The sequence below is a fragment of the Sphingobacterium sp. NPDC055346 genome (assembly GCF_053645235.1).
Genome location: NZ_JBSHMI010000002.1, coordinates 73360 through 95814 on the forward strand (window position 1 = coordinate 73360; position 22455 = coordinate 95814).

Sequence of the window (22455 nt, forward strand, 5' to 3'; positions counted from 1 at the left end):
GTAAAACGTTAATTTGCTAAGGGTAAGTTTATGGTTACCTGATTTCCGAAGTCAACATTCCTAGAGATATTGATATTTCCGCCGAAATTTAAGATCTGTTGTTTAGCTAAATGCAGATCCAATAATGAGTTTTCATCAATATCTTCATCTGTTGATTCCAGATCTTTTTCAATACCAAAACAACGTTGTGATTCACAGTCGTTTTCAATTTTTATCACAATAAAATCGTCCTTTCTTTCTGTCCAAATTTTTATCGTAACTTTCTTTCCGGACGAATTCAGTTTCAGGCTTTCATTAATCAGATAATGCATGATATTGTAGATATAGATAGCAGGGAAGGCAATTTCTATTATTTCAAAATGGCAATCCAACTGAAGTTCTTTACTGTCGATTTTGGACTGAAACTGATTGGTCAAATTTTGATATATTTCGTCCATATTCGAGGTCTTGAAAAGAGAGTCGTTAGAATTTTGTATTTCCACTGTTTCAATCAGTTTATCGAACAGTTTTAGGAATTTGAAATTGCTCTTTTTCAATAATTTGGTCAGGACTTGCTTCTCATGTTCATCAGTTTCAAGACTCAATTGCTCGATGATCATGTTGATATTACTGATCGGGGTCCTGAGGTTGTGCGTTAGGATCTGATTGTAAGCTTCTAATTGATTTACTCGAACTTTCAGTTCATAGTTCCTTTTTTCCAAGAGTTCGTTCTGTTGGTTAAGCTTTTTCTCATTGTTCTTGAAAAGCGATAGATCTTGGATCTGACAAAGGAAATAGACTAATTTTCCAGTCATATCGCGAACAGATGAAATATTGATCAGGCAATAAAAAGATTTATCTTCTTTGGCAATACAACGGGCTTCTATAATGGCTTTTTCCTTTTCACCAGACTTCACCTGTTTTGTGGCTGTTGTCACCAAATCGAGTGATTCTTCATGGATGAACTCTGATATGGGTTTTTCCAACATTTCCTCAGCAATGGTATAGCCCAATATGCTTTGCAGTTCTTGGTTGTATTCCATGACCTTCAGCGAACGGTTCAACAGCAGCATACCGATAGAAGAATTCTTGAAAGCACGATTGAATTTCTCCTCCTTGATCTGCATCTCGGCTTCCAGCCTTTGTTCTCTGGTGATATTGGTCACCACCACTGTCAACCGATCAGTTTTATTGTTGATGATCTTGGTCTTCAACTTAAACCATTGGTCTGGATTCGAATCATAGGGCGATTTGTATTTCAACACGTAGCCAGTCCTTCTCTTGAAGGATTTGTTCAGGATATATGTGAGGGTTTCGGAAAATTCTTGTGGGAAAAGATCAGCAATGGATTTATTGACAATAAATTCCTTTTCATAGAAGAGCTGTTCCGGGGTAGATGTCCAACAGTTCAATATGACACCATCATCCCTGATTTCAAATATAATATCATCTATAGAGGATACTAAGGAGTCAAAATCTTCCAGTTTTTGTTTCAATTGCTTTAATTCATCAGACACTAAGGGAAGTTCCATATTGAAAATAATGGTCAGCTTGAAGGGCTGAAAATGATAAATAGATAGTGCTTTCTGTTAATACTTTACGGCCTGCAAGAATATTCATTCTTGAAATGATGTAAAGATAAAGAAATTTCTGTTCCTATTTTAATGAAAATTTCTTAAAATCGATACAGGATGGTTAAAAATTTATTAAATAAAATTAAAAAAAGTGCTAACTTGCTCCTGTTAACCTAAGTGCATATTTGTACTGTAACACTTACTATTAATAAATTCAATTAATAAATCTGAATAATGGTAATTCGTTCTTAATTAGAGGTTTTGTAAATATTTTTATTTAAAAATCTGTAATCGAAAGACCAGGAAGAGATTGAAATTAGTGCATGGCAAAATGGATTATTGTGCAGAAAGTAGGATGCTAAAATATTTCTTGGATATAAGATATTAAAATAGGTTTAATATAATTAACTAATCAATTTAAAATATGTCTTTTTTCAATCCAATATCATGCTACCTTTGCGACGCAAAAATTCATTAATTCAGTTTGTTCAAGCATGGAAAAACCAAACCAAGTTTATCAGTGGGCAATCTTTTGTTCAATTGATATCTATAGAATTAAGGTAATTTTTCAATTAACAAAATTGGTTTTAATAAAGCCAATATTGTCCAGAAATTAACTATTATGCAGATTGGCATTTAGTCAACATTAGGTAATATTAGCTTTAAAATAAATTTTATTTTATTTATTAAATATAGCCGACAGAAAAGTGACATTAATTTTAAAAAATGGTAGACCTGTTGTCAGATTAAGGGCGTTTAGAGCGATAGATGACCCTGAAACATGTTTACGATTTATCAAAGGGCATGAACACGTGCTAACCTCTATAGGTGTTAAAAAAGTAACCTCATCCAAGGACGAATGGATGTTCAATCCCGCATCTTTTGTTTTAATTGTAGAATCTCTAGATGGTGCAAACGTTTATGGTGGGGCGCGTATACATGTTGCTGGTGGTACTCAACCTCTACCTATCGAAGAAGCCACTGGAATGATGGATCCCAAAATATTTGACCTTGTCTGGTCATACGCTCAAGAGGGAACAGGGGAAGGCTGTGGACTATGGAACTCCCGTGAAATTGCTGGCTATGGAATCGGAAGTATTTTCCTTACCCGTGCGGCAATTGCAATCGCACCTCGGATCGGACTGAAAACCTTATTTGCACTTTGTGCACCCTATACCATCAATCTTACAAAAGCAGTAGGTTATCGACAAGAATTTGGAGTAGGAAATAACGGTACATTTTATTACCCGAAATTAGATCTCTTGGCCACAACGATGGTTTTGGATGATGTACTGAATGTTCCTACAGCCTCCGAAGAAGATCGAAATGCCATTCTTGCCCTGCGGGATATGGCTGTAGGTCCTCGGATAGAGGTCCTCCGATCCAAGGAGATTGAAATCCATTACGATCTAAGCCTTAATAACCTGCAAGGTTGGGACCTTCAAAAAATTATCAATATGGCAAATGGACCAAGGTCTATTGATGATGGTAAGAGTCCCGACGATATTGTAATTCTATAAAAACTATGCAAGACAATCACGCTACCAAAAACAACTATTTATACAAACCTATATTTTTTGACAAATCCAAACCTGCGGATGCAGTGGACATCCAAGAATTGCTGGATAAACAGGAAATCGTATTTGTACATGATCAATTCGAACGGCAGTTAAGGGATCTTTTTATTTGCCGAAATCCTACTTTTTCGACAAACGAAGAACAATTTCTGCAATTTGTTGGTTTAATCAGTAATCAACGACCTATGGAAGAGTTGGGTGCCTGGGTTTATTATCCGTGGAGAAAAACCTTAGTGCACGTTTTGGAACGTGAAGAATTTATCGAAGTAAGAACAAACCGCAATCAACTTAAAATATCAAAAGCAGAGCAGGAGCTTCTGTCGAATAAGACAATTGGTATTATCGGACTTTCAGTTGGTCAATCTGTGGCTATTACCATTGCTATGGAAAGAGGTTGTGGCAAGTTAAAGCTTGCCGATTTTGACGATCTGGATCTTAGCAATTTGAATAGGTTGAGAGCACCAGTGTTCAGCTTGGGGATTCCCAAGGTTGTCCTGGCAGCAAGGGAAATTGCAGAAATCGATCCCTATCTGGAAGTGGAGATATATCCCGAAGGGATCCATGAGGAGAATTATCAAGAATTTCTTCTGGGGAGTCAAAAACTGGACTTGCTGATCGAGGTCTGTGATAATTTTGAGGTGAAGGTCGAAAGCAGGATCCGCGCTAAAGAGCTAGGAATTCCGGTAATTATGGAAACCAATGACCGAGCAATGCTGGACATAGAAAGATTTGATGTATTTCCTGAACTGAATATATTCCATGGACTTGTTGGTGATATAACGGTTGATGAAATCCAAGCTTTGGACAAGAATGAGCGGATGGGGCTGTTGATGAAGATTGTCAATGCCAAAGAGCTATCTGAAAGGATGAAACAATCGCTTCCTGAACTGGGTAAATCCCTGAAATCTTGGCCACAATTGGCTTCCGAAGTCGTGTTGGGCGGTGGTATTTCTGCTTGGGCTTCGCGAAAACTTCTGCTCGGTCAAGATCTGAAATCTGGAAGGTATTACGTGGATTTGGAGAAAATATTAAGTGCAAACCCTGTTAATTAACACATCAGCGATGTTAAGGTATTTGTTATTTCTAACTATGATTTTATGCTGTCTTTTTAGCCCTAAAGCTAAGGCATCGACAGATAGTGTCATTTACTTTAATGGGAAGGATGTCAAAAATATTGGAAAGTATTTATCTCTCTATGAAGAAAATGGGGAGTCAGTTTCTTTTAATGATGTCTTAGCACATCCAAACCTTTTTTCTAAATGTGAAACTGAGGTCCCTAACCTCGGGATCGTCAAGAAACCCCATTGGATCAAGTTTGAAATCGTCAATAATTCTGATGAGGATCGCTTGATCGTAGACCTATCCCAACCTAATATTGCGGAAGTGAAATTTTACAGCATTATCAATTCCCAAATAGACAGTGTTGGATATAACTTAAAACAAGGTTATAGCGATCGAAAATATTCCCATCAATTCTATCTGTTTGATCTCCATCTCAAAAAAGGAGAGAAAGCAGTCTGCTATATGAAGTTGCAGAGCGAAACCCAAGTCATTGTTCCGCTGTCCATCCATACGCCAACAGGACTTTTTAATTTCCTGCAGAAAGAAGATATCCTTTCAGCCATCTACATAGGACTGATGTTGTCCTTAGTGCTCTATAATGCGTTTCTATATGTTGCAACTGGGGAAAAGCATTATTTAAGCTATGTGAACTATATTTTTTGGGTCTTTGTGGCCCAAATGGCGGTATTGGGGCTATTTGAAAGAGTTTTCCCCATTCGCAGTGAATGGCTGTCATCAAGATTGTTAACGTTTTCAGGCGCCATGTCAGGTATCGGTGCCATTCTTTTTGTTAAGTCTTTCCTGCACACTTCCGTAGAAGCAAGGGGCTTCAATAAATTACTGAACGTTTTTTTATTTGGTTATTTCTTTGCCATCCTTTTGCTGTTGATAGGCTATATTATTCCTGCATATAGAATCGTAAACCTGGTTGCAGGTGGTGGAGCTGCCATCGTCCTCATATTTGCCTTTGAGTTATCGCGAAGAAAATATAGCCAGACCAAGTTTTTCCTCTTTGCATGGTGTATCTTCCTGATCAGTGTATTGGTCTTTGTTCTTAAGGATTATGGCGTGCTGCCAACCAACGTATTTACGGCTCGGTCCGTACAGATAGGTTCTGTTATCGAAGCGCTCTTGCTATCTTTTGCATTGGCCGATAAGATCAATACTTACCGCAAGGAGATGTTGGAATTACAGGTCCGTGAATTGGCTATTTCCCAAGAAAATGAAAAGCTGATCCGTGAACAAAATGTGATTTTGGAACAGAAGGTCCGTGAAAGAACGGAAGAACTCCAAGAGTCCAATAAATCGCTGAGCTTAACCTTGTCAAACCTGAAAGATGCCCAAGCCCAGCTGGTGGAATCTGAGAAAATGGCCTCTCTGGGTCAGTTAACGGCCGGTGTAGCCCATGAGATCAATAATCCGATCAATTTTGTGACCTCCAATGTATCTCCACTTCGCCGCGATGTAGGAATCCTCTGGGATATTATCGATCAAATTGAAATGATAGCATTGGATAACGACCTGCAACTGGAAGAGAAACAGGAGAAAATCCAAAATATCAAGAATATCAACGATGTTGACTATCTGAAATCGGAAATCAATTTCTTGTTGAAGGGTATCCAAGAAGGAGCAGAACGGACAGCTGAAATAGTCCGGAGCTTACGGATTTTTTCCAGGATTGATGAAGATACGCTGAAGCGTGCCGATCTGAATGAATGCCTGGATTCCACTTTGGTCATCTTGAATCCAATGACCAAAGAACGGATTAGGGTCATCAAAAATTACCATAGCATTCCCATGGTGGAATGTTATGCGGGTAAACTGAACCAGGTTTTCATGAATATACTTTCCAATGCCATCTACGCCGTTGAAAAGAAATACAATGGAAATGCGGGTGGAGAAATCAAGATCGAAACAAAACTTGACGAGGATTTGTCAAAAGTAATAATCAGTATTATGGACAACGGTACGGGGATCCCTCCAGAGGTCATCGGACGTATCTTTGAACCATTTTTTACAACAAAAGATGTTGGTGAAGGCACAGGTCTAGGGATGTCAATTGCTTATAAAACAATTGAAAGACATAATGGAAGAATTGGTTTGCAATCCACGGTCGGAGAGGGAACCACTTTTGATATCCATTTGCCAATCAAACAATAAGGTAAAGATTAAAATAAAGGTTTTTTAGGTCACACTAAAAGGTAATAGTATGGATAAGAATTTTGAGGTGTTGTACATTGATGATGAGTACAATAATTTGGTAGGATTTAAAGCGGCATTGAGGTTTCACTACGATATTCATATTGCGAGCAATACTACGGATGCAGAAAATATTTTAATGACCAATCCCAATATCAGGGTAATCTTTTGTGACCAAAAGATGCCCGGAGAGAATGGAATTGATTTCTTCAGCAGGATCAAAAAGGAATTTCCGAAGCCTATGCGGGTCTTGATCACCGCTTTTGCAGACATGGATACGGTAATTGACTCCATTAACCGCGGTCATATCTTCAGGTTTATCAAAAAACCTTGGGAAGAAGCTGAGATTATTTCCTGTATCGAAGAGGCCAATAAGTTTTATGTAACAAATTCTTTGTTGGATTTGCGCAATATGGAGCTTCAGAAAGCTTATGAGGAGCTTGATAAATTTGCCTATAGCGTTAGCCATGATTTACGCGATCCACTTGCCGGGGTGCTTGGTGCTATCCGGATTGCTTTGGATTTCAAGAGTGTCGAGCAGGTTCATGAAATCCTGAACCTCATGAAAACTTCCATTGTTAAACTAGAGGACTATATCAACAGCCTTCGAGATTATTATCTGTTGAGAAGGGGAGAGCTCAACCTTTCCAAAATTGATTTCAATTCCATCTTCGAAGATATTCTTGATTTCTATAAAATGTACAGCCAAAACTCGGGCGTAGAGATCAGCTTTGAAGTCGACCAAGAAAACACGTTCATCAATGATAAATCCATCTTGGAATTGATCATACACAATTTGGTTTCCAATGCGATAAAGTACCAAAAATTAGACTCTCTGGATAAATGGGTGAAATTGAAGGCAGAAACTGAAAATGGTCATGCAAAAATAACCGTAACGGATAATGGAATTGGAATCTCAGAATCTTCGATCAACGATATCTTTAGGTTGTTTTTCCGCGCTAGCGATCAGGCTGAAGGGATGGGCTTTGGATTATATAATGTGAAGACTGCTGTGCAGAAACTTAAAGGCGGGATTTCAGTAGATTCAGAACCAGAGAACGGATCTAAATTTGTAGTGACTATTCCTTCTAAGGAATAGTCATTGGAATTTTAGGACAATAGTTTTTGACGAAGTAAAAACTCCAATTGTTCGTTTGAGATCTCCAGTTTAGACTTTTGATCGATGATATTTTTCTTGTTCTGATAGATTTCAAAAGCTCTTGAGATGGTTTCGGTCAATTCCTCTTCGCGCCAAGGCTTGTTCAGGTAGTGGAAGATTTTGCCTTTGTTAATGGCATCGACCACTGCACCCATATCCGTATAACCGGTCAACAGGATTCGCATAGGGTCAGGTTTGATTTCAATAACCTTTTCCAAGAATTCCACCCCGGTCATTTCAGGCATTCGCTGGTCAGTAATTATGATCTGGATATCATTTTTACGAATAATATCCAATGCTTCAGCTCCCGTTAAGGCAGTAAATACATTGTATTTAAACCTGAACGTGGCTTTAAAAGAAAATAAATTGTTCTCTTCATCATCCAAATACAGCACATTAATCTTATTTTCTATGTTCATTACTTTCTTACTTGAAAAACTGTTTCAAAATTAGTAATTATTTGTGGTCCATAATAATTGATTTGAATATAATGAGAAAATTGCATTTATTTTCAGATTTAAATTAATATTTTACTTGATAGTCTTTAGGGAACTTTTTTCCGGAAAAAGCTCGCTGTGAGGTCAACTCTTCACTTTTAGAAGTCCAGAATTCATCATCTGCAGGTAAGCCCAATGGTAAGAAGGAAAGGGATGCTTCATATAATGATCCGGCATTGGTATAGGTGTCAGCCATATTCCCCTGATCTGTGGAAGTAAATCCCAAAATCAACCAACCATATTGATCATAAAGATCATGCTTGTAAATGTTTTTCAGGATGGCTGTCAATCCATTTCGGATTTGGCCATATGATAGATGTTCTGGAAGTTTCTTGTCCAATGCTACTTGTGCCAAAGGTTGGAAAGCTCCATTCCTATAGGTTGAACTCCGTCCGATAATTGGAAAATAACCTTCCGGAGAAATCATTCTTTCCAAGTGCTGGGCATATCGTTGCATTCTCTTATATGCACGGTCATACTTCTCTTGGTAGATCCCAGCCTTCAGGTTATGTTTTAAGGTTTCAACCAGCATGCAATGGATGATATAGCCATTGTAATGGTCAAATGCAAAGTGGTTACCATCTGAGTACCAACCATCGCCAACATACCAATCCTGGTCAAATTTATTGATGGCTAAATCTATGCTTTCCCGATTGGGTTCCACACCAATGCTGTACAGAAAGGTTTCCGTAATCGATGAAAACAACAGCCAATTGTTTTGCCCCGGCTTTATCCAGCGAATGTATTTCAGCTCCTCAATGACCTGTTGTTTGGTCTTGTCAGGAAGAGGTTCCCATAAGGCTTGTGGAGCCCTTAAAAAGCCTAATGCTAAATGGGCAGCATCTACCAAGGTCTGACCTTCTTTTCCACGCCAAGAAAAATAATCGGGCGAACTGGGATCAAACCCATGTTGTATACCGAGTAGGGCTTGTTCCCTATATTTTTTTCGAAGTTTACCTTCTTCAGAAGCATCGTCTTTCAATCCCAACCAAGGAGCCATGCCGGCCATCAATCGGCCAAAGGCCTCCAAATACCCAACCTTTGGATTTCGCCCATCAAAAGATTCGGATACGACCATGGGCATGTTTTTCTGGAAAGTGCCTTTACTGATGTTCTCCAAAATAGGACTTGCCATTTTGCTCAAAATGGAAACCCAATAGGCTCGGTCATCTGTAGCTAGATATTTTGATGCTAATCCATCTGTGTTGGTCTCATTTAGGCCGGCATATGCCCTGTTTTCCTGCATGGTTAAACCAGCAATCATTAATCCTGCAGACTGTATCCAGGTTCTTCTTTTCATAGGGTAGGTATTTATGGGTTTAGGTCAGTTATTTGCCTTTTCTCTAATTTAACATATTCTGGCCAAAAAGTAGCAGATATTGAAAATCGGCATCCTCAATCAATTTTATTAAGTTTGTAATATCGAGATGCAATAAGGTATGGAAAAGAATAAAATCAGCGCTGATGAGTTCGTCGAGAAGTTTATGGGAGGGAGCCTTAAACACCTGACCTATATACATACGCCTATCAAGATCTTTCCATTACGTGATATAGCACCTTATCTGAAAACCCCGATTCCACCTATTTTCTTCGGCTATAATCTCCTTATTTATATTAATCAAGGTTATTTCAAACATCAGATTGAATCTACTTCATTTATGGTACAGGCACCTTCTGTGCTAATTTCCAACTATGGTAATATTTCTGCTATTGATTCGGTGGATAAATCCGCACAGGGATATTGTGTATTGATCAAGGAGCAGGCTATGACATCCTTGTTCAGGGAACAAGAAATCCTCAATATTTTCACCATCTCACCTTTATTGAATCTCAGTAAGATAGATAATGAAGAATTGAATGGACTTCTGGATTTGCTATATGAGGAAATCTATACGGAAAAACCCTATAAGGAATACTATGAAAGTATTTTTAAGACCGTGATGTTAAAAATTATCAAGATTTCTGCCTCCAATAAATCCTTGGGAAGGCGACAGGAAATTGCTATATCATTTAAACAACTGGTTCATTTACATTATAATAAGGAAAAGTCCGTTAATTTTTATGCAGATAAGTTAGCTGTCTCCGTAAACTATTTGAATAGATGTGTTTCTTCGGTGTTCAAGAAATCCTCAAAACAGCTCATTCTTGAAGTTGCCATAATCCATAGCCAGTTAATGCTGTTGGAAACCAATAAAAGTGTGGCCAGTATCGCCTATGAATTGGAGTTTGAAGATCCATCTTATTTTACCCGTCTGTTTAAAAAGATCGTAGGAATTTCTCCAACTGAATATCGCAAAACGATAAATTAGCGCAGAATGGTTTTTATGCACGATTTGTCCTAAATATAAACGAATTCCTCATAGATATTTTCTTGATTTCCCTCTAATTTTACAATTGAGTTTTATAATAGCCAATTTGTTCAACTCAAAAAGGCGGACCTATGAATTGCTCACTATACATTGTAAATAAAAAAATAGCATGAACGGAGTTATAGAAAATATAGATTTTGAAAACTATATTTCATCATTCAGAAAACACTTATACCACCTATTCAGAGAAGAATTTGATTATTCATCCATTAGTTTGAAACGTGATTTTCCTGCAGAGTTTCTAGCAGAGATCATGAAGAAAAAACCTCTGGCGGTGGCTATTCCTAAATTGCACGGAGGAAGAGGCGTATCGGTAAAAGAATGTTTAGGAGTTCTGTCTGCCGCTTCGTATGAATCTCTGGCACTTTCCTTAATGTTCGGTATCAATATCGCTTTGTTCTTGGAGCCTGTTGCCAAGTACGGAAATTATGCTGTGCAAGAACGCGTATTTAAGGAATTCATAGAGAACAATGCCATGGGAGGTTTAATGATAACCGAGAAAGCCTACGGTAGCGATGCATTAAATATGAAAACGGCTTACGATCAAATCGGAAACTCCTATAAGATCAAAGGTGAAAAACATTGGCAAGGACTTAGCGGTGCTGCTGATTTCTGGTTAGTTACTGCCCGCAAACTCACCCCAACCGGTGAGTTGACCCGCGACATTGATTTTTTCGTGACGGATAACAGCAATCCTGAACAACATATCCCTATGCTGGAGCGCTATAACAACCTTGGTTTGTATGCTATTCCTTATGGCGTCAATCAAATTGATGTAGTTGTACCGGAAGATCAAAAATTAACACCAGAAAGTACAGGAATTAAATTGATGCTGGACATGCTTCACAGAAGTAGATTGCAATTCCCAGGTATGGGCTTAGGTTTTATCAAGCGTCTACTTGATGAATCTCTGCAACATTGCCAAAACAGGATTGTCAGTGGAAGCCCATTGATCAACATTGATTCTGTAAAATATCAAATTTCAAGAATCCAGGCAGCCTTTGCCATCTGCTCAGGTATGTGTGCTTATTCAGTAGCAACCAGTGGTATTGAAAATGACCTTTCAGGATTAAGTATTGAAGCCAATACCTTGAAAGCCTTGATTACCGACTTGATGCAAGAGTCTGCACAGATCAGCCTTCAATTAGCAGGTGCAAATGGATATAGATTGGATCATATCGCTGGACGATCAGTGGTGGATAGCCGCCCATTCCAGATATTCGAAGGATCCAATGAAATGCTATATGGACAGATTGCTGAAGGTATCAGCAAGATGATGCGTAGAGCAAAAGAATCAAATCTATATGAATTCTTAAAAAACTATCCTAATGCTAATCTGAGTGCTCCATATTTCAAGGAACAATTGAACTTCAGCCTAGAAGCCGGTATCAACCAACGCGACATGGTTACCATTGGTCGAATGATCGCTAGGGTAATCAGTTTCCAATTTGTTCTTCAAATGGAGGGCTTCAACGCTGAATTAGTAGAAATCACCCGTCAGCATATCTTGATGGATCTGACGATGTTCCATGGCCAGTACATTAGCAAAAACAGCGCTAATCCTTTGGTTGAATATGGTATGGATTCCGATTGGATGAACTTTGTCTCTTAATAACAATTTCAAATACAACAAGGAGAGCTGGGTTTTATAACCCAGCTTTTTTTATGGCCAAAATTTTTAATCTCAAAGTATTCTTGATTTTCCTATTGGTCTTATTCGAGACATATTCCGAATTTTGGCAATATGAATAAGGTAGAGTTAATATTCTATCCGAAGCATTCTCGAATATGCCTCGAATGAGTCTCGACCATGGTCTATTTTATTAGCCATAATTATGTCAGGAAAAACCTTGAAAAATACCATTCTCCTGAATCTTTGATAATTTTATTTCATCATATAAAAAAACTAGCTATAGGTTAAACAATCTATTGTCTTTTACTATTGTAAATACTGTATGGAGAAACAGAATAAGGCTGATAATGCTGTGGCGCCAATTCCGGATGGAAGGAAACTAGATGTTTTCTATAAAGTGGACATTGTAGTCATCGGTGCGGGGCAGGCAGGTCTGTCGGCGGCCTATCATCTCAAAAGGGAAGGGTTAGAGCCAGGAAAAGGATTTGTGGTATTGGATGATGAATTTGGTTCCGGTGGAGCATGGCAACATCGCTGGGATTCCTTGACCTTGAGCAATGTGAATGGAATCAATGACCTGCCGGGGATGACCTTTTCGGAAGCGGTCAATCGCGATGATAAACAATTGCGGGCCAATGTTGCATTGCCCCAATATTATGAGAAGTACGAAAAGGCCTTTGATCTCCCTGTAATCAGACCAGTAAATGTATTGAAGGTAACGGAGCGAAATGGAAGGTTTCTGATCCATACCAATGGACTGCAGTTTTCAGCAAAAGGCATTATCAATGCGACCGGTACCTGGAAGACTCCACATTGCCCGAAGTATCCCGGTTGGGATAAGTTTAAAGGAAGGCAATTACATACCGGTGAATATAAAAATGCTGCTGAATTTATAGGGAAGCACGTCATAGTCGTTGGTGGTGGGATTTCTGCTGTACAATTATTGGGTGAGCTCTCCAAAGTGACTAAGACTACATGGGTAACACGGAGGCCTCCTGATTTTCGGCCTTATGAATTTAACCCAGAATTAGGTCGAGAGGCGGTGGCCATGGTCGATGAACGGGTACGGAAAGGATTGCCTCCAAAATCGGTTGTTTCTGTCACGGGCTTACCGATCACTCCGGCTATTGCGGATATGTTGAAGTCTGGTGTATTGGATAGGAAGCCCATGTTTCAAGAGATAACAGAAAATGGCGTGAAGTGGGAAGATGGTAGCGAAAAGGATGCTGATGTTATCTTTTGGAATACCGGTTTTAGGCATTCCTTGGACCATTTGGATCCTCTGGGGTTAAAAAATGAGCAAGGTGGAATTGAAATGGGCGGTCAATTAGCTACCCAAGTGGTAAAAGACCCTAGGATTCATCTGACTGGTTATGGGCCTTCCTCTTCAACCATTGGAGCAAATAGGGCGGGGCGTGCGGCTGCAAAGGAATTAATTGCCTATTTAAAATTGAAATAAGTGCCGAGCAGATATATTTTGAGAACTTAACTTACAATATGACTTTTTCCCGATACGAATCATTATTGGTTGCGATGTTGACCATTGTCCAGTTTACGGTAGTTTTAGATTTTGCAGTTATGGCACCTTTAGGTGCAGAGTTGATCGACTCCTTGGATATTTCCACCAAGCAATTTGGTATCTTAGTGTCTGCCTATGCATTGAGTGCAGGTGCTTCGGGCTTCCTTTTAGCCGGTTTTATCGATCGTTTTGACCGTAAAAATATCCTCTTGATCATGTACGTAGGTTTTATTATCGGAACAGTCTGTTGCGCAATAGCACCTTCGTACTATTTTTTGTTGGTATCTAGGATTGTCGCCGGTGTTTTTGGTGGAGTAATGTCGGGAATTACCTTTGCGACCGTTACCGATTTTTTCAGGTATGAGATCCGAGGTCGGGTGATGGGTTTTATACAGATGGCATTTTCTGCAAGTCAGATTTTGGGGATTCCATTAGGGCTCTATTTAGCGCATATTTGGTCCTGGCATGTTCCATTTTATTTTATCATTGGTATTGGCCTTATCAATATCGCCATGTTGGTGAAATTTATGAAGCCTATTCCTTCCAAAACCGTTCCTGGAGAGAAAAGCAGTTATTTCCAAGTGATAAAAAGGGTTTTTACCAATAAAAAATATTTGGTTGCCTTTTCGACAACCTTTTTCCTGGCAACAGGAGGGTTTATCCTACAGCCCTATGTTACCCCGCATTTGGTATTCGATCTTTATTATGCAGAAGACCAGTTGCCCTATGTTTTTTTCTCGGCGGGGATAGCCACATTGATTGGTTCACCAATTTTTGGAAAATTAAGTGATTCTTGGGGAAAGTATAAGTTGTTTGTTACGGGTAGTTTATTGGCCGGAATCTGTATCATTTGGTTTGTTAATGTTCCAGCGGGCAATTTATTTATGGTTGCCGTGGCATTCAGCTGTATGATGCTGTTTGTATCTTCTAGGATTATCAGTGCAACCGCCATGATTACAGCCATTCCAGATGCTAGTGAACGTGGAGCCTTTATGAATATCAATTCAGCCATACAACAGTCCAGTGGGGGAATTGCCTCCATCTTAGGTGGAATTGTTTTGATTGAAAAGGAAGGTAATCAGGGCTTTGAGAATTTTCAGTTATTGGGACTGATTACGTTTGTGAGTATTTTGATCTGTATCTTGTTGATGTATAGGGTGAATAAAATCGTGGAAGGGAAATATTTGAAGTAAATGTAATGATTGTGGTAGGGGAAATGCTAAGCCGGTTGGTATTTGAACCAGGATGCCAGGGATAAGAGGATGGACCAAGATTGGGGGCTTATTTTAGCATATAACTAGTGCTAAAAGGCCTGTTTTTTTTGCGGGGTCATCCTGACGCAGGAAGGATCTCGGAATTTTACAGACATAATCAAATTACGGATGGCATTGGCGTACAGTTCCTTAACCTTCGGTTAAGGATGACAATCGGTTTGTGTGGAGAACCGTACAGATTCCTCACTGATCGTTCAGAATCAAAATGCGCCTAGGAGGAATTCAGAGTGAAACGAAGAATCTATTTATTACTTTTTTTAAGGATCGTTGTCATCCCGAAATCGTAAGATGAGGGAACTATTTTTTTTCTTTTTAGACGCTTAAAAGGGAGATATAAAAAATATTTCACCCACGCTGTGGGTTTTCTACATTCCAATTCAACTTTCTACAAATATTTCACTCCTGTTGTCGATTCCCAAAACTTGATCTTTTACTAACCTTTCAGTTGTAATTTTTTCAATGCAGTTCTTTAGACTGAAATAATTAATTGCATATTTGTTTTTTGACTGACATTTGCTAATTTGGTAAAACGGATTAGCGAAACCTAAACACAAAAAATATTAATAAACTCAAATATGATTAAACATTGTTTATCCAAGATTTCTCTCCTGCTAATATTAGTGGCGGTACTGAGTTCTTGTCAACAAAAGCGATCTGGAAAGCCTAGGGTATTGGTTTTCAGTAAAACTGCAGGTTTTCATCACAATTCAATTGAAAAGGGCAATGCAGCCATTCAAAAATTAGGTCTAGAGAACGATTTTGTTGTGGATACCACTTCGAATGCGGATCGATTTGTTGAAGATTCTTTGAAGAATTACTCAGCAGTTGTATTTTTAAATACATCTGGGGATGTCTTAAACAATTATCAAGAAGCTGATTTCGAGCGTTACATTCAAGCTGGTGGTGGTTTTGTTGGAATCCATTCAGCGGCTGACTCGGAGACGGATTGGGGTTGGTACGGACGTTTACTTGGTGGATATTTTGGTTCAGAGCCTGAATTGAAACAAGGTAAATTAACCATTGTAGACAAAAATCATCCTTCTACAAAAGGTCTTCCTGATCCTTGGGAGATTACCGATGAATGGTACACTTTCAAGAAACAACCTGAAAACTTAAAAATCCTGATGACGGTTGATAAATCTGTTTTCCCGAATAAGGATGAGGTTGAGCAGGCTCCTGTTGCTTGGTTCCATGAATATGATGGCGGAAGGTCTTTCTACACCGGTTTGGGACATGAGGATGCAGAATATGCAGACGCGAATTTCTTGAAACATATCTTAGGGGGTATTCAATATGCAATCGGTAAAAACCTTGAATTAGACTATAAAAAAGCTAAGACTGTTCAGGTTCCAGCTGCAGACCAGTTCAAGAAGGTAACTATGGCCGAAGGAGAGTTCTTTGAACCGACCGAAATGGCTATCCTTCCAAACCTTGATATCTTGATTGCACAACGTCGCGGCGAATTGTTGCTTTATAGCAAAGAAACCAATAAAGTAAGCCAAGTTGGACTTTTGGATGTCTATCATAAAACAGAAGTTCCAAACGTGAATGCGGAAGAAGGATTTATGGGTCTAACAGCCGATCCAGACTTTGCAAAGAACAATTTTATCTATGCTTATTACAGTCCTAAAGATACTTCGGTAAATAGACTTTCGAGATTTGTCTTCAAGGACAATAAATTGGATATGGCTTCTGAAAAAGTGATTTTAGAGCTTTATTCTCAACGTGATATCTGTTGTCATACAGGTGGTTCATTGGCATTTGGTAAGGATAGAAACCTGTTCATTTCTACAGGTGACAACTCTACACCATTTGATGAGCCAAACCAAAAATATGTGAGCAATGGATTTTCTCCTAAGGATGCTCGGGAAGGGCATGAGCAATATGACGCTCAACGTTCTTCTGGAAATACCAATGATCTGCGCGGTAAGGTATTACGTATCACCGTTAAAGAAGATGGTACCTATGCTATTCCTGAAGGCAACCTATTTGCGAAAGGAACAGAGAAAACAAGACCTGAGATCTACGTAATGGGTAACAGAAACCCTTATAGAATCTCCATTGATAAGAAAAATGGATTCTTGTATTGGGGTGAAGTTGGACCGGATGCGAATAAGGATTCGTTGAACAGAGGTCCGCGCGGTTACGATGAAGTTAACCAGGCTCGTAAAGCAGGTTTCTTTGGTTGGCCATATTTCGTAGGAAACAACTATGCTTACCATGCTTATAATTATGAAACTGGTGAAATGGGTCCTGCGTATGATGCGAAAAAACCAATCAATGATTCAAGGAATAACACAGGTTTAAGAGAGTTGCCAGAGGCAATGCCTGCCTTTATTTGGTATCCATATGCGGAATCACCGGATTTCCCTCAAGTAGGTTCTGGTGGACGTAATGCGATGGCCGGTCCAATCTATTATACTGATATGTTCCCTCAGGAAACCCGTTATCCAGACTATTACAATGGTAAATTGTTTGTCTATGACTGGATCCGCGGTTGGTTTAAAGCTGTAACGATGTTGCCGAACGGTGATTTCGATAAGATGGAACCATTCATGGGCGGTGTTAAATTCAACAGTCCAATCGATATGGAAGTAGGTCCTGATGGTAAGTTCTATGTATTGGAGTATGGCAGTGGATGGTTTAGCAAGAACCCGGACGCTGGGATTTCAAGAATTGATTTCGTGCCGGCTTCGGCAGATCAGGCTGCTCACAAAGGAACTGAAGGGGATGCAAGTGTTGCTGGACCAATGGGCCACCAGCAAGGCAGCAAGCCTAAAGGTGAGGCCTTGATCGAGGCATCAGACTGTAAGGCTTGTCACGCTATCGATAAGAAGTCTGTAGGACCTTCATATGTAGAGATTGCAAAACACTATAAAGACAATAAAGATGCACACAGTATCCTAGTGAAGAAAATCAAGAATGGCGGAAGTGGCGTCTGGGGAGAAGTAGCGATGGCTGCACACCCGAATATGAAAGATGCCGACCTAGATGAGATTGTAACTTGGATCTTGTCGCACAAATAAGAAATCCTTTAGATAACCTGATTTTTTCAGGGATAAAAGAATTGGAGTGGCTGAAAAGCCGCTCCTTTTTTGTATTGGAAGGATGAATGTTTGCTTAGGTAGGCAACCCCTAGCGGGCAATGTCATTAAGTTAAGGAAAATAACCACAGATTCTTTGTTACTTTTGAAGCCCAAAAGTAACCAAAAGGCTTCGGCCCATTTAAGGTGGCTTTTCGCACAGTCATCCGCACATGGACAAGAATGCCTTGTTGTCGGGAATACCTTTCTCAAGATCATCCCTTTTGATGGGATGATCTTGAGAAAGCATTCCAAGGCCAATCCCATCGCACAGGTCATCGGCATTCTTTCCATTTTTCCGCCACTAGAAATGAGCCGGGGGCTAAAGGACTTCCTTCGGAAGGTGAAATGTTTGTAGAAAACCCCCAGCGGGGATGGAATATTTGTAGAAAATAGATCTGTGTAATGTCCAACCCCTAGCGGGGGTGGAATATTTTTCTATATATTCCTTTTATGGGTCAAAAAAGAAAAAAATAGTTTGCTCATCTTGCGATTTTGCAATGACAACGATCCTTAAAAAAAGAAAATAAATAGATTCTTCGTTTCACTCTGAATCCCTTCTTAGCGCATTTTGATTCTGAACGATCAATGAGGATTCTGTACAGTTCTCCACTCTACGACCCTGTCATCCTGGACCGAAGGTCCGGGAAAGTAAGCCATTGCAATTATGGAAACGCATTGTTCCGAGATCCTTCCTGCATACCAATGAAGTTTGATAGATCTATGTTTCTGGCTTTCTAGACCCATTTTTATTATCCTGAATTTTTCCTTTTTATGACATACTGCCCTGGAAGGGCAGAATTATTTTAGAAATAGTATTGAACAATATAGAAGTAGCGAAAAACTGATGTTCGATTAATCGAACATCATTTTTTCGCTACTTCCAGGCTAACGTACCATGCTAGCTAAAATAATGGAACCCCGATCTTGGCCCATCCTCTTATCCTTTGAATCCTGGTTCAACCCCGATCTTGGTCCATCCTCTTATCCCTTGAATCCTGGTTCAAAATCCCCCTCCCAGCAATCTCTTTTTTTATTTTTTGATATGGATATCGGTTTGTGGGAATGGGATATCGATTCCTGCCTTATCCAGGTCTTCTTTACATTGTATGATCAATTGTTCCTGCATGGCCCAGAAATTTTCGTTGGAGGTCGTGGCACGGATTGAGAGGTTGATGGCACTATCACCTAATTCAGTGACAACCACATCTGGTGCTGGATCCTTAAAGGCAAATTCATTTCTCGAAATCGTATCCAACAACAATTGTTTTGCTGCCTTTAAATCGGTGTCATACCCTACACCTATGTTGAACCATGTTCTTCGGGTTCCTAGTTCAGAATAATTGGTGATGTTACTATTGGAAAGTTCACCATTGGGAATGATTACCAATTGATTCTGCGGAGTAACCAATCTGGTATTGAAAATATCGATTACCTTGACCGTACCATCCACACCTGATGAAGAGGAGATATAATCACCGACCCTAAAAGGTTTGAACAGCAAGATCAATACACCTCCAGCGAAGTTAGAAAGTGATCCTTGTAATGACATACCGATTGCTAAACCGGCAGCACCAATTACTGCAATAAAGGTGGAAGTCTGTACGCCTAATTGGCTGACTACCACGATGAAAAGCATGATCTTTAAGACCCAATTCAATAGGTTCCCCAAAAATGTCCTGATGCTGGGATCTACATCGCGCTTTTCGAAAATCTTTCCTAAAAGTTTTCCAAAAAGCTTGATCAACCATAGTCCCAAGAAGAGAACAAGTGCGGCAGAAATCAAAGAGCTCAATAATACTGGAGCATATGCGATTGCACTGTCAATAAATTTTTCAAGTTTGTTTTCTATACCGTTCAAATTTGCGTCTTGCATTTTTTCTGTTTTTGTGGTGCGTATTAATAGTAAATATTCAGTATGATAAATTCGATAAACCCTTCGCAGGGAACAAAATGAGATCCCACGGCTAATCACCTAGAAGCGTTAAAGATAGTATGGGATTTGCAGCGAATTGCGAATGCTAATTTGCTGTTGATTTTAATAAATAAGACACAAAGGTACTAAAAAATAAACTAATAGGCAATTTTAGCGCAGGATTGATGAATTATTGCATATTTTTTGAAATTATCCTTACTTTGCCAGCACTCTGAAATATGAAAAACGTTAAAGCATTCTATAACCCTGCGCAACTCTTTACGTTCAGTTTTATTATGATCATTTTGACTGGATGTTTATTGTTGATGGCGCCGTTTTCTACCCAGGTTCCGATTAATTTTATCGATGCACTCTTTACGGCAACCAGTGCGGTCTGTGTCACGGGATTGACTACTTTGGATACCGGAACTGCATTTACTCCCATAGGTCATTTTATCATTATTTTACTGATTCAGATCGGCGGATTGGGCATCTTGACCTTTACCAACTATTTCGCTTATTTTTTCAAAGGAGCAAGCACTTACGAAAACCAAATCGCGACCAGTAATTTTTCCAATAATGAAAAGCTGGGGGAAGTATTTTTGATGTTGAAGCGAATCATCATCATTACGTTTTCCATAGAATTGGTTGGAGCGATCTTCATTTTCCTTTTTTCGGCAAAGTTGATGGACCAGTCCTTTTTGGAACATCTGTTTTTTTCAGTCTTTCATTCGATTTCATCCTTTTGTAATGCAGGATTTTCTGTAGTGCCAGATGGTCTGACCAATCCACTCGTTATCCATAACTATGCATTTCAGATGGTCTTGATCATCTTGATCATTTTTGGAGGTCTTGGCTTTCCAATAGTAATCAATATATTGAAATACCTGAAGCACGTATTCAATCGCATATTTAAGAAGATTGCCTATCGGGAATTTGATTATAAGCCTTGGGTGATCAATATAAACAGTAAGATCAATTTGATTACTACGCTGAGCATTACAGTTTTTGCGACTATATTGATCTTTATATTGGAATATGATAATATCTTGGTGACGCATGAGGGGATAGGCAAATTCGTAACAGCACTTTTTACCGTTGTTTCCCCACGTACGGCAGGTTATAACAGCATTGACTATGGCGCTCTACATATTTACAGTATCCTGTTCATTATCCTGTTGATGTGGATCGGTGCCTCACCAAACTCTACTGGGGGAGGTATTAAGACGAGTACTTTTGCCGTAGCGGTTTTGAACATCCTGAGTTTGGTTAAGGGAAAAGAAAGGGTAGAGGTATTTCAACGTGAAATCGCAGGCATTACCATTAAGCGGGCATTTGCCATCATGACCTTATCGCTTTTTGTGATCGGCTGCTGTATCATTTCGATTTCTGTTTTTGATCCAGAATGTACTTTGGTAGAAATCGCATTTGAATGTTTTTCTGCCTATAGTACTGTCGGATTGACCTTAGGCATTACGGCAAAGCTATCGGCAGGGAGTAAGATCACATTGATTATTCTGATGTTTATAGGCAGGGTGACCATGCTGACAATTATGATTGCCATGTTCAAGAAGGTGAAATTCACGAATTATAGATACGCAAAAGAAGAACTTACAATAAATTAAGCAATGAAATTTATCATCATAGGATTAGGGAATTTTGGGGCCTCTTTGGCCATGAAACTAACAGCCCAAGGAAACGAGGTGATTGGGGTTGATTTGAGGCTGGAGCGCATTACCGCTTTGAAAGAGAAAATCACACATACCATTGCGCTTGATGCGGCCGAGCCCAGTGCTTTTCATTCTTTGCCTTTAAAAAACACCGATGTAGTCATTGTAGCCATAGGCGAGGATGAAGGGGCCAATATTATGGTGACTGCCTTATGTAAAGAAGCACAAGTGAAACGTTTGGTGAGCCGTGCGGTCAATGCATTACATGAAAAGGTCTTGAATGCCATCGGCGTTACTGAGATTGTCCATCCGGAGGAGGAAACTGCAGAGCGCTGGTCGAAGAAGCTGTGTTTGTCTGGTTTGGTTGATTCATTTGAATTAAATGCCAACTACAGCATTGTGGAAGCCATAATTCCAAAGCAATATGTAGGCAAAACAATTCAGGAAATCGGTTTTAGGGAAAAATATGAAATATTAGTCCTGACCATTCTGAAGAGTGCAGAAAGAGATACTTTATTTGGCAAAAGCAGGATCGTCACCACGATTTTGCATGGAATCCCTAAACCTGATACGGTATTGCAAGAAGGAGAAATCATCGTCATTTACGGTAGCAACAATAACATTAAAGAGTTCTTGAAATAGGATTGCTTTTAATGAAATCGCAAGAATTATAAGGGATGTTTGGCATCCCTTTTTTTGTATAAAAAGCCTTACCTAAACAAGAACTTCGGATTATCGGCAAAGAATATATCTGCATTTCCATATACTATTATTAGCGCTAATATATTGCTATATGAAAGTTATTTATTCAGTATGATTTTAGTTTCGTTAATTTTTTTTAAAATGATAAAATAATTTTAGAACTATATCGCAATTTTATGGTTTAAATTAATAAAAAAGAAGTTATAACATAAGTAATAACTATCTTGCATTACTTATTAATCT

Annotated in this window: 16 protein-coding genes; 12 read left to right on the forward strand and 4 right to left on the reverse strand. The window is 39.1% G+C overall.

The features are described from left to right. Positions 1–8: 8 nt before the first annotated feature. Entirely contained in the window at positions 9–1511 is a 1503-nt protein-coding gene (locus ACWICE_RS04685; protein ID WP_454297752.1) for a PAS domain-containing sensor histidine kinase, read from the reverse strand. Positions 1512–2260: 749 nt separating this feature from the next. On the opposite strand from ACWICE_RS04685, the gene ACWICE_RS04690 reads away from it, so the two are divergent. From ACWICE_RS04690 to ACWICE_RS04705, 4 genes are read left to right on the forward strand one after another with little or no spacing between them, the layout of a single operon-like run. After that, positions 2261–3073, forward strand: coding sequence for a hypothetical protein (locus ACWICE_RS04690; RefSeq protein WP_185211703.1), 813 nt, complete (start codon positions 2261–2263; stop codon positions 3071–3073). 5 nt (positions 3074–3078) lie between these two features. Further along, positions 3079–4182, forward strand: coding sequence for a ThiF family adenylyltransferase (locus ACWICE_RS04695; protein ID WP_454297753.1), 1104 nt, complete (start codon positions 3079–3081; stop codon positions 4180–4182). A gap of 37 nt (positions 4183–4219) precedes the next feature. Then, positions 4220–6352: a sensor histidine kinase gene (locus ACWICE_RS04700; RefSeq protein WP_185211705.1), complete on the forward strand. Its 2133-nt coding sequence runs from the start codon at positions 4220–4222 to the stop codon at positions 6350–6352. A 49-nt stretch (positions 6353–6401) separates the two neighbouring features. Then, entirely contained in the window at positions 6402–7490 is a 1089-nt protein-coding gene (locus tag ACWICE_RS04705; protein WP_185211706.1) for a hybrid sensor histidine kinase/response regulator, read from the forward strand. 11 nt (positions 7491–7501) lie between these two features. On the opposite strand, the gene ACWICE_RS04710 is transcribed toward ACWICE_RS04705, so the two are convergent. Together ACWICE_RS04710 and ACWICE_RS04715 are read right to left on the reverse strand one after the other, a co-directional pair. Continuing rightward, positions 7502–7969 carry a response regulator gene (locus ACWICE_RS04710; RefSeq protein WP_185211707.1) on the reverse strand — a complete coding sequence of 156 codons (468 nt, stop codon included), beginning with the start codon at positions 7967–7969 and terminating at the stop codon, positions 7502–7504. A 103-nt stretch (positions 7970–8072) separates the two neighbouring features. Then, entirely contained in the window at positions 8073–9347 is a 1275-nt protein-coding gene (locus ACWICE_RS04715; RefSeq protein ID WP_454297754.1) for a DUF2264 domain-containing protein, read from the reverse strand. Between the two features lie 139 nt (positions 9348–9486). On the opposite strand from ACWICE_RS04715, the gene ACWICE_RS04720 reads away from it, so the two are divergent. From ACWICE_RS04720 to ACWICE_RS04745, 6 genes are all read left to right on the forward strand, one after another. Continuing rightward, entirely contained in the window at positions 9487–10356 is an 870-nt protein-coding gene (locus tag ACWICE_RS04720; RefSeq protein ID WP_454297755.1) for a helix-turn-helix domain-containing protein, read from the forward strand. A 169-nt stretch (positions 10357–10525) separates the two neighbouring features. After that, a complete protein-coding gene (locus ACWICE_RS04725) occupies positions 10526–12028 on the forward strand; it encodes an acyl-CoA dehydrogenase family protein (RefSeq protein WP_454297756.1) in 1503 nt (500 codons plus the stop codon). 343 nt (positions 12029–12371) lie between these two features. Then, positions 12372–13508 (forward strand): NAD(P)-binding domain-containing protein, encoded by a 1137-nt coding sequence (locus ACWICE_RS04730; protein ID WP_454297757.1) that lies wholly within the window; start codon positions 12372–12374, stop codon positions 13506–13508. A 38-nt stretch (positions 13509–13546) separates the two neighbouring features. Continuing rightward, entirely contained in the window at positions 13547–14761 is a 1215-nt protein-coding gene (locus ACWICE_RS04735) for an MFS transporter (RefSeq protein ID WP_454297758.1), read from the forward strand. 656 nt (positions 14762–15417) lie between these two features. After that, entirely contained in the window at positions 15418–17868 is a 2451-nt protein-coding gene (locus tag ACWICE_RS04740; RefSeq protein WP_254529174.1) for a ThuA domain-containing protein, read from the forward strand. Positions 17869–17950: 82 nt separating this feature from the next. Beyond that, on the forward strand, positions 17951–18283 hold the full coding sequence (locus ACWICE_RS04745) for a hypothetical protein (protein ID WP_454297759.1): 333 nt from the start codon (positions 17951–17953) through the stop codon (positions 18281–18283). A 675-nt stretch (positions 18284–18958) separates the two neighbouring features. On the opposite strand, the gene ACWICE_RS04750 is transcribed toward ACWICE_RS04745, so the two are convergent. Further along, positions 18959–19801 (reverse strand): mechanosensitive ion channel family protein, encoded by an 843-nt coding sequence (locus tag ACWICE_RS04750; protein WP_185211713.1) that lies wholly within the window; start codon positions 19799–19801, stop codon positions 18959–18961. 278 nt (positions 19802–20079) lie between these two features. Here ACWICE_RS04750 and ACWICE_RS04755 point away from each other — a divergent pair, with 278 nt between their 5' ends. After that, the gene (locus ACWICE_RS04755; RefSeq protein ID WP_454297760.1) at positions 20080–21465 is read left to right on the forward strand and encodes a TrkH family potassium uptake protein; all 1386 of its coding nucleotides are present in this window, start codon (positions 20080–20082) and stop codon (positions 21463–21465) included. Between the two features lie 3 nt (positions 21466–21468). Then, the gene (locus ACWICE_RS04760; RefSeq protein ID WP_185211715.1) at positions 21469–22152 is read left to right on the forward strand and encodes a potassium channel family protein; all 684 of its coding nucleotides are present in this window, start codon (positions 21469–21471) and stop codon (positions 22150–22152) included. Positions 22153–22455: the final 303 nt, after the last annotated feature.

What these genes read in the sequence shown, in the direction of transcription:
- ACWICE_RS04685 (WP_454297752.1), bottom strand. Translation starts at nt 1,511, where the DNA reads ATGGAACTTCCCTTAGTGTCTGATGAATTAAAGCAATTGAAACAAAAA.
- ACWICE_RS04695 (WP_454297753.1), top strand. Translation starts at nt 3,079, where the DNA reads ATGCAAGACAATCACGCTACCAAAAACAACTATTTATACAAACCTATA.
- ACWICE_RS04700 (WP_185211705.1), top strand. Translation starts at nt 4,220, where the DNA reads ATGATTTTATGCTGTCTTTTTAGCCCTAAAGCTAAGGCATCGACAGAT.
- ACWICE_RS04705 (WP_185211706.1), top strand. Translation starts at nt 6,402, where the DNA reads ATGGATAAGAATTTTGAGGTGTTGTACATTGATGATGAGTACAATAAT.
- ACWICE_RS04710 (WP_185211707.1), bottom strand. Translation starts at nt 7,969, where the DNA reads ATGAACATAGAAAATAAGATTAATGTGCTGTATTTGGATGATGAAGAG.
- ACWICE_RS04715 (WP_454297754.1), bottom strand. Translation starts at nt 9,347, where the DNA reads ATGAAAAGAAGAACCTGGATACAGTCTGCAGGATTAATGATTGCTGGT.
- ACWICE_RS04720 (WP_454297755.1), top strand. Translation starts at nt 9,487, where the DNA reads ATGGAAAAGAATAAAATCAGCGCTGATGAGTTCGTCGAGAAGTTTATG.
- ACWICE_RS04725 (WP_454297756.1), top strand. Translation starts at nt 10,526, where the DNA reads ATGAACGGAGTTATAGAAAATATAGATTTTGAAAACTATATTTCATCA.
- ACWICE_RS04730 (WP_454297757.1), top strand. Translation starts at nt 12,372, where the DNA reads ATGGAGAAACAGAATAAGGCTGATAATGCTGTGGCGCCAATTCCGGAT.
- ACWICE_RS04735 (WP_454297758.1), top strand. Translation starts at nt 13,547, where the DNA reads ATGACTTTTTCCCGATACGAATCATTATTGGTTGCGATGTTGACCATT.
- ACWICE_RS04740 (WP_254529174.1), top strand. Translation starts at nt 15,418, where the DNA reads ATGATTAAACATTGTTTATCCAAGATTTCTCTCCTGCTAATATTAGTG.
- ACWICE_RS04745 (WP_454297759.1), top strand. Translation starts at nt 17,951, where the DNA reads ATGAATGTTTGCTTAGGTAGGCAACCCCTAGCGGGCAATGTCATTAAG.
- ACWICE_RS04750 (WP_185211713.1), bottom strand. Translation starts at nt 19,801, where the DNA reads ATGCAAGACGCAAATTTGAACGGTATAGAAAACAAACTTGAAAAATTT.
- ACWICE_RS04755 (WP_454297760.1), top strand. Translation starts at nt 20,080, where the DNA reads ATGAAAAACGTTAAAGCATTCTATAACCCTGCGCAACTCTTTACGTTC.
- ACWICE_RS04760 (WP_185211715.1), top strand. Translation starts at nt 21,469, where the DNA reads ATGAAATTTATCATCATAGGATTAGGGAATTTTGGGGCCTCTTTGGCC.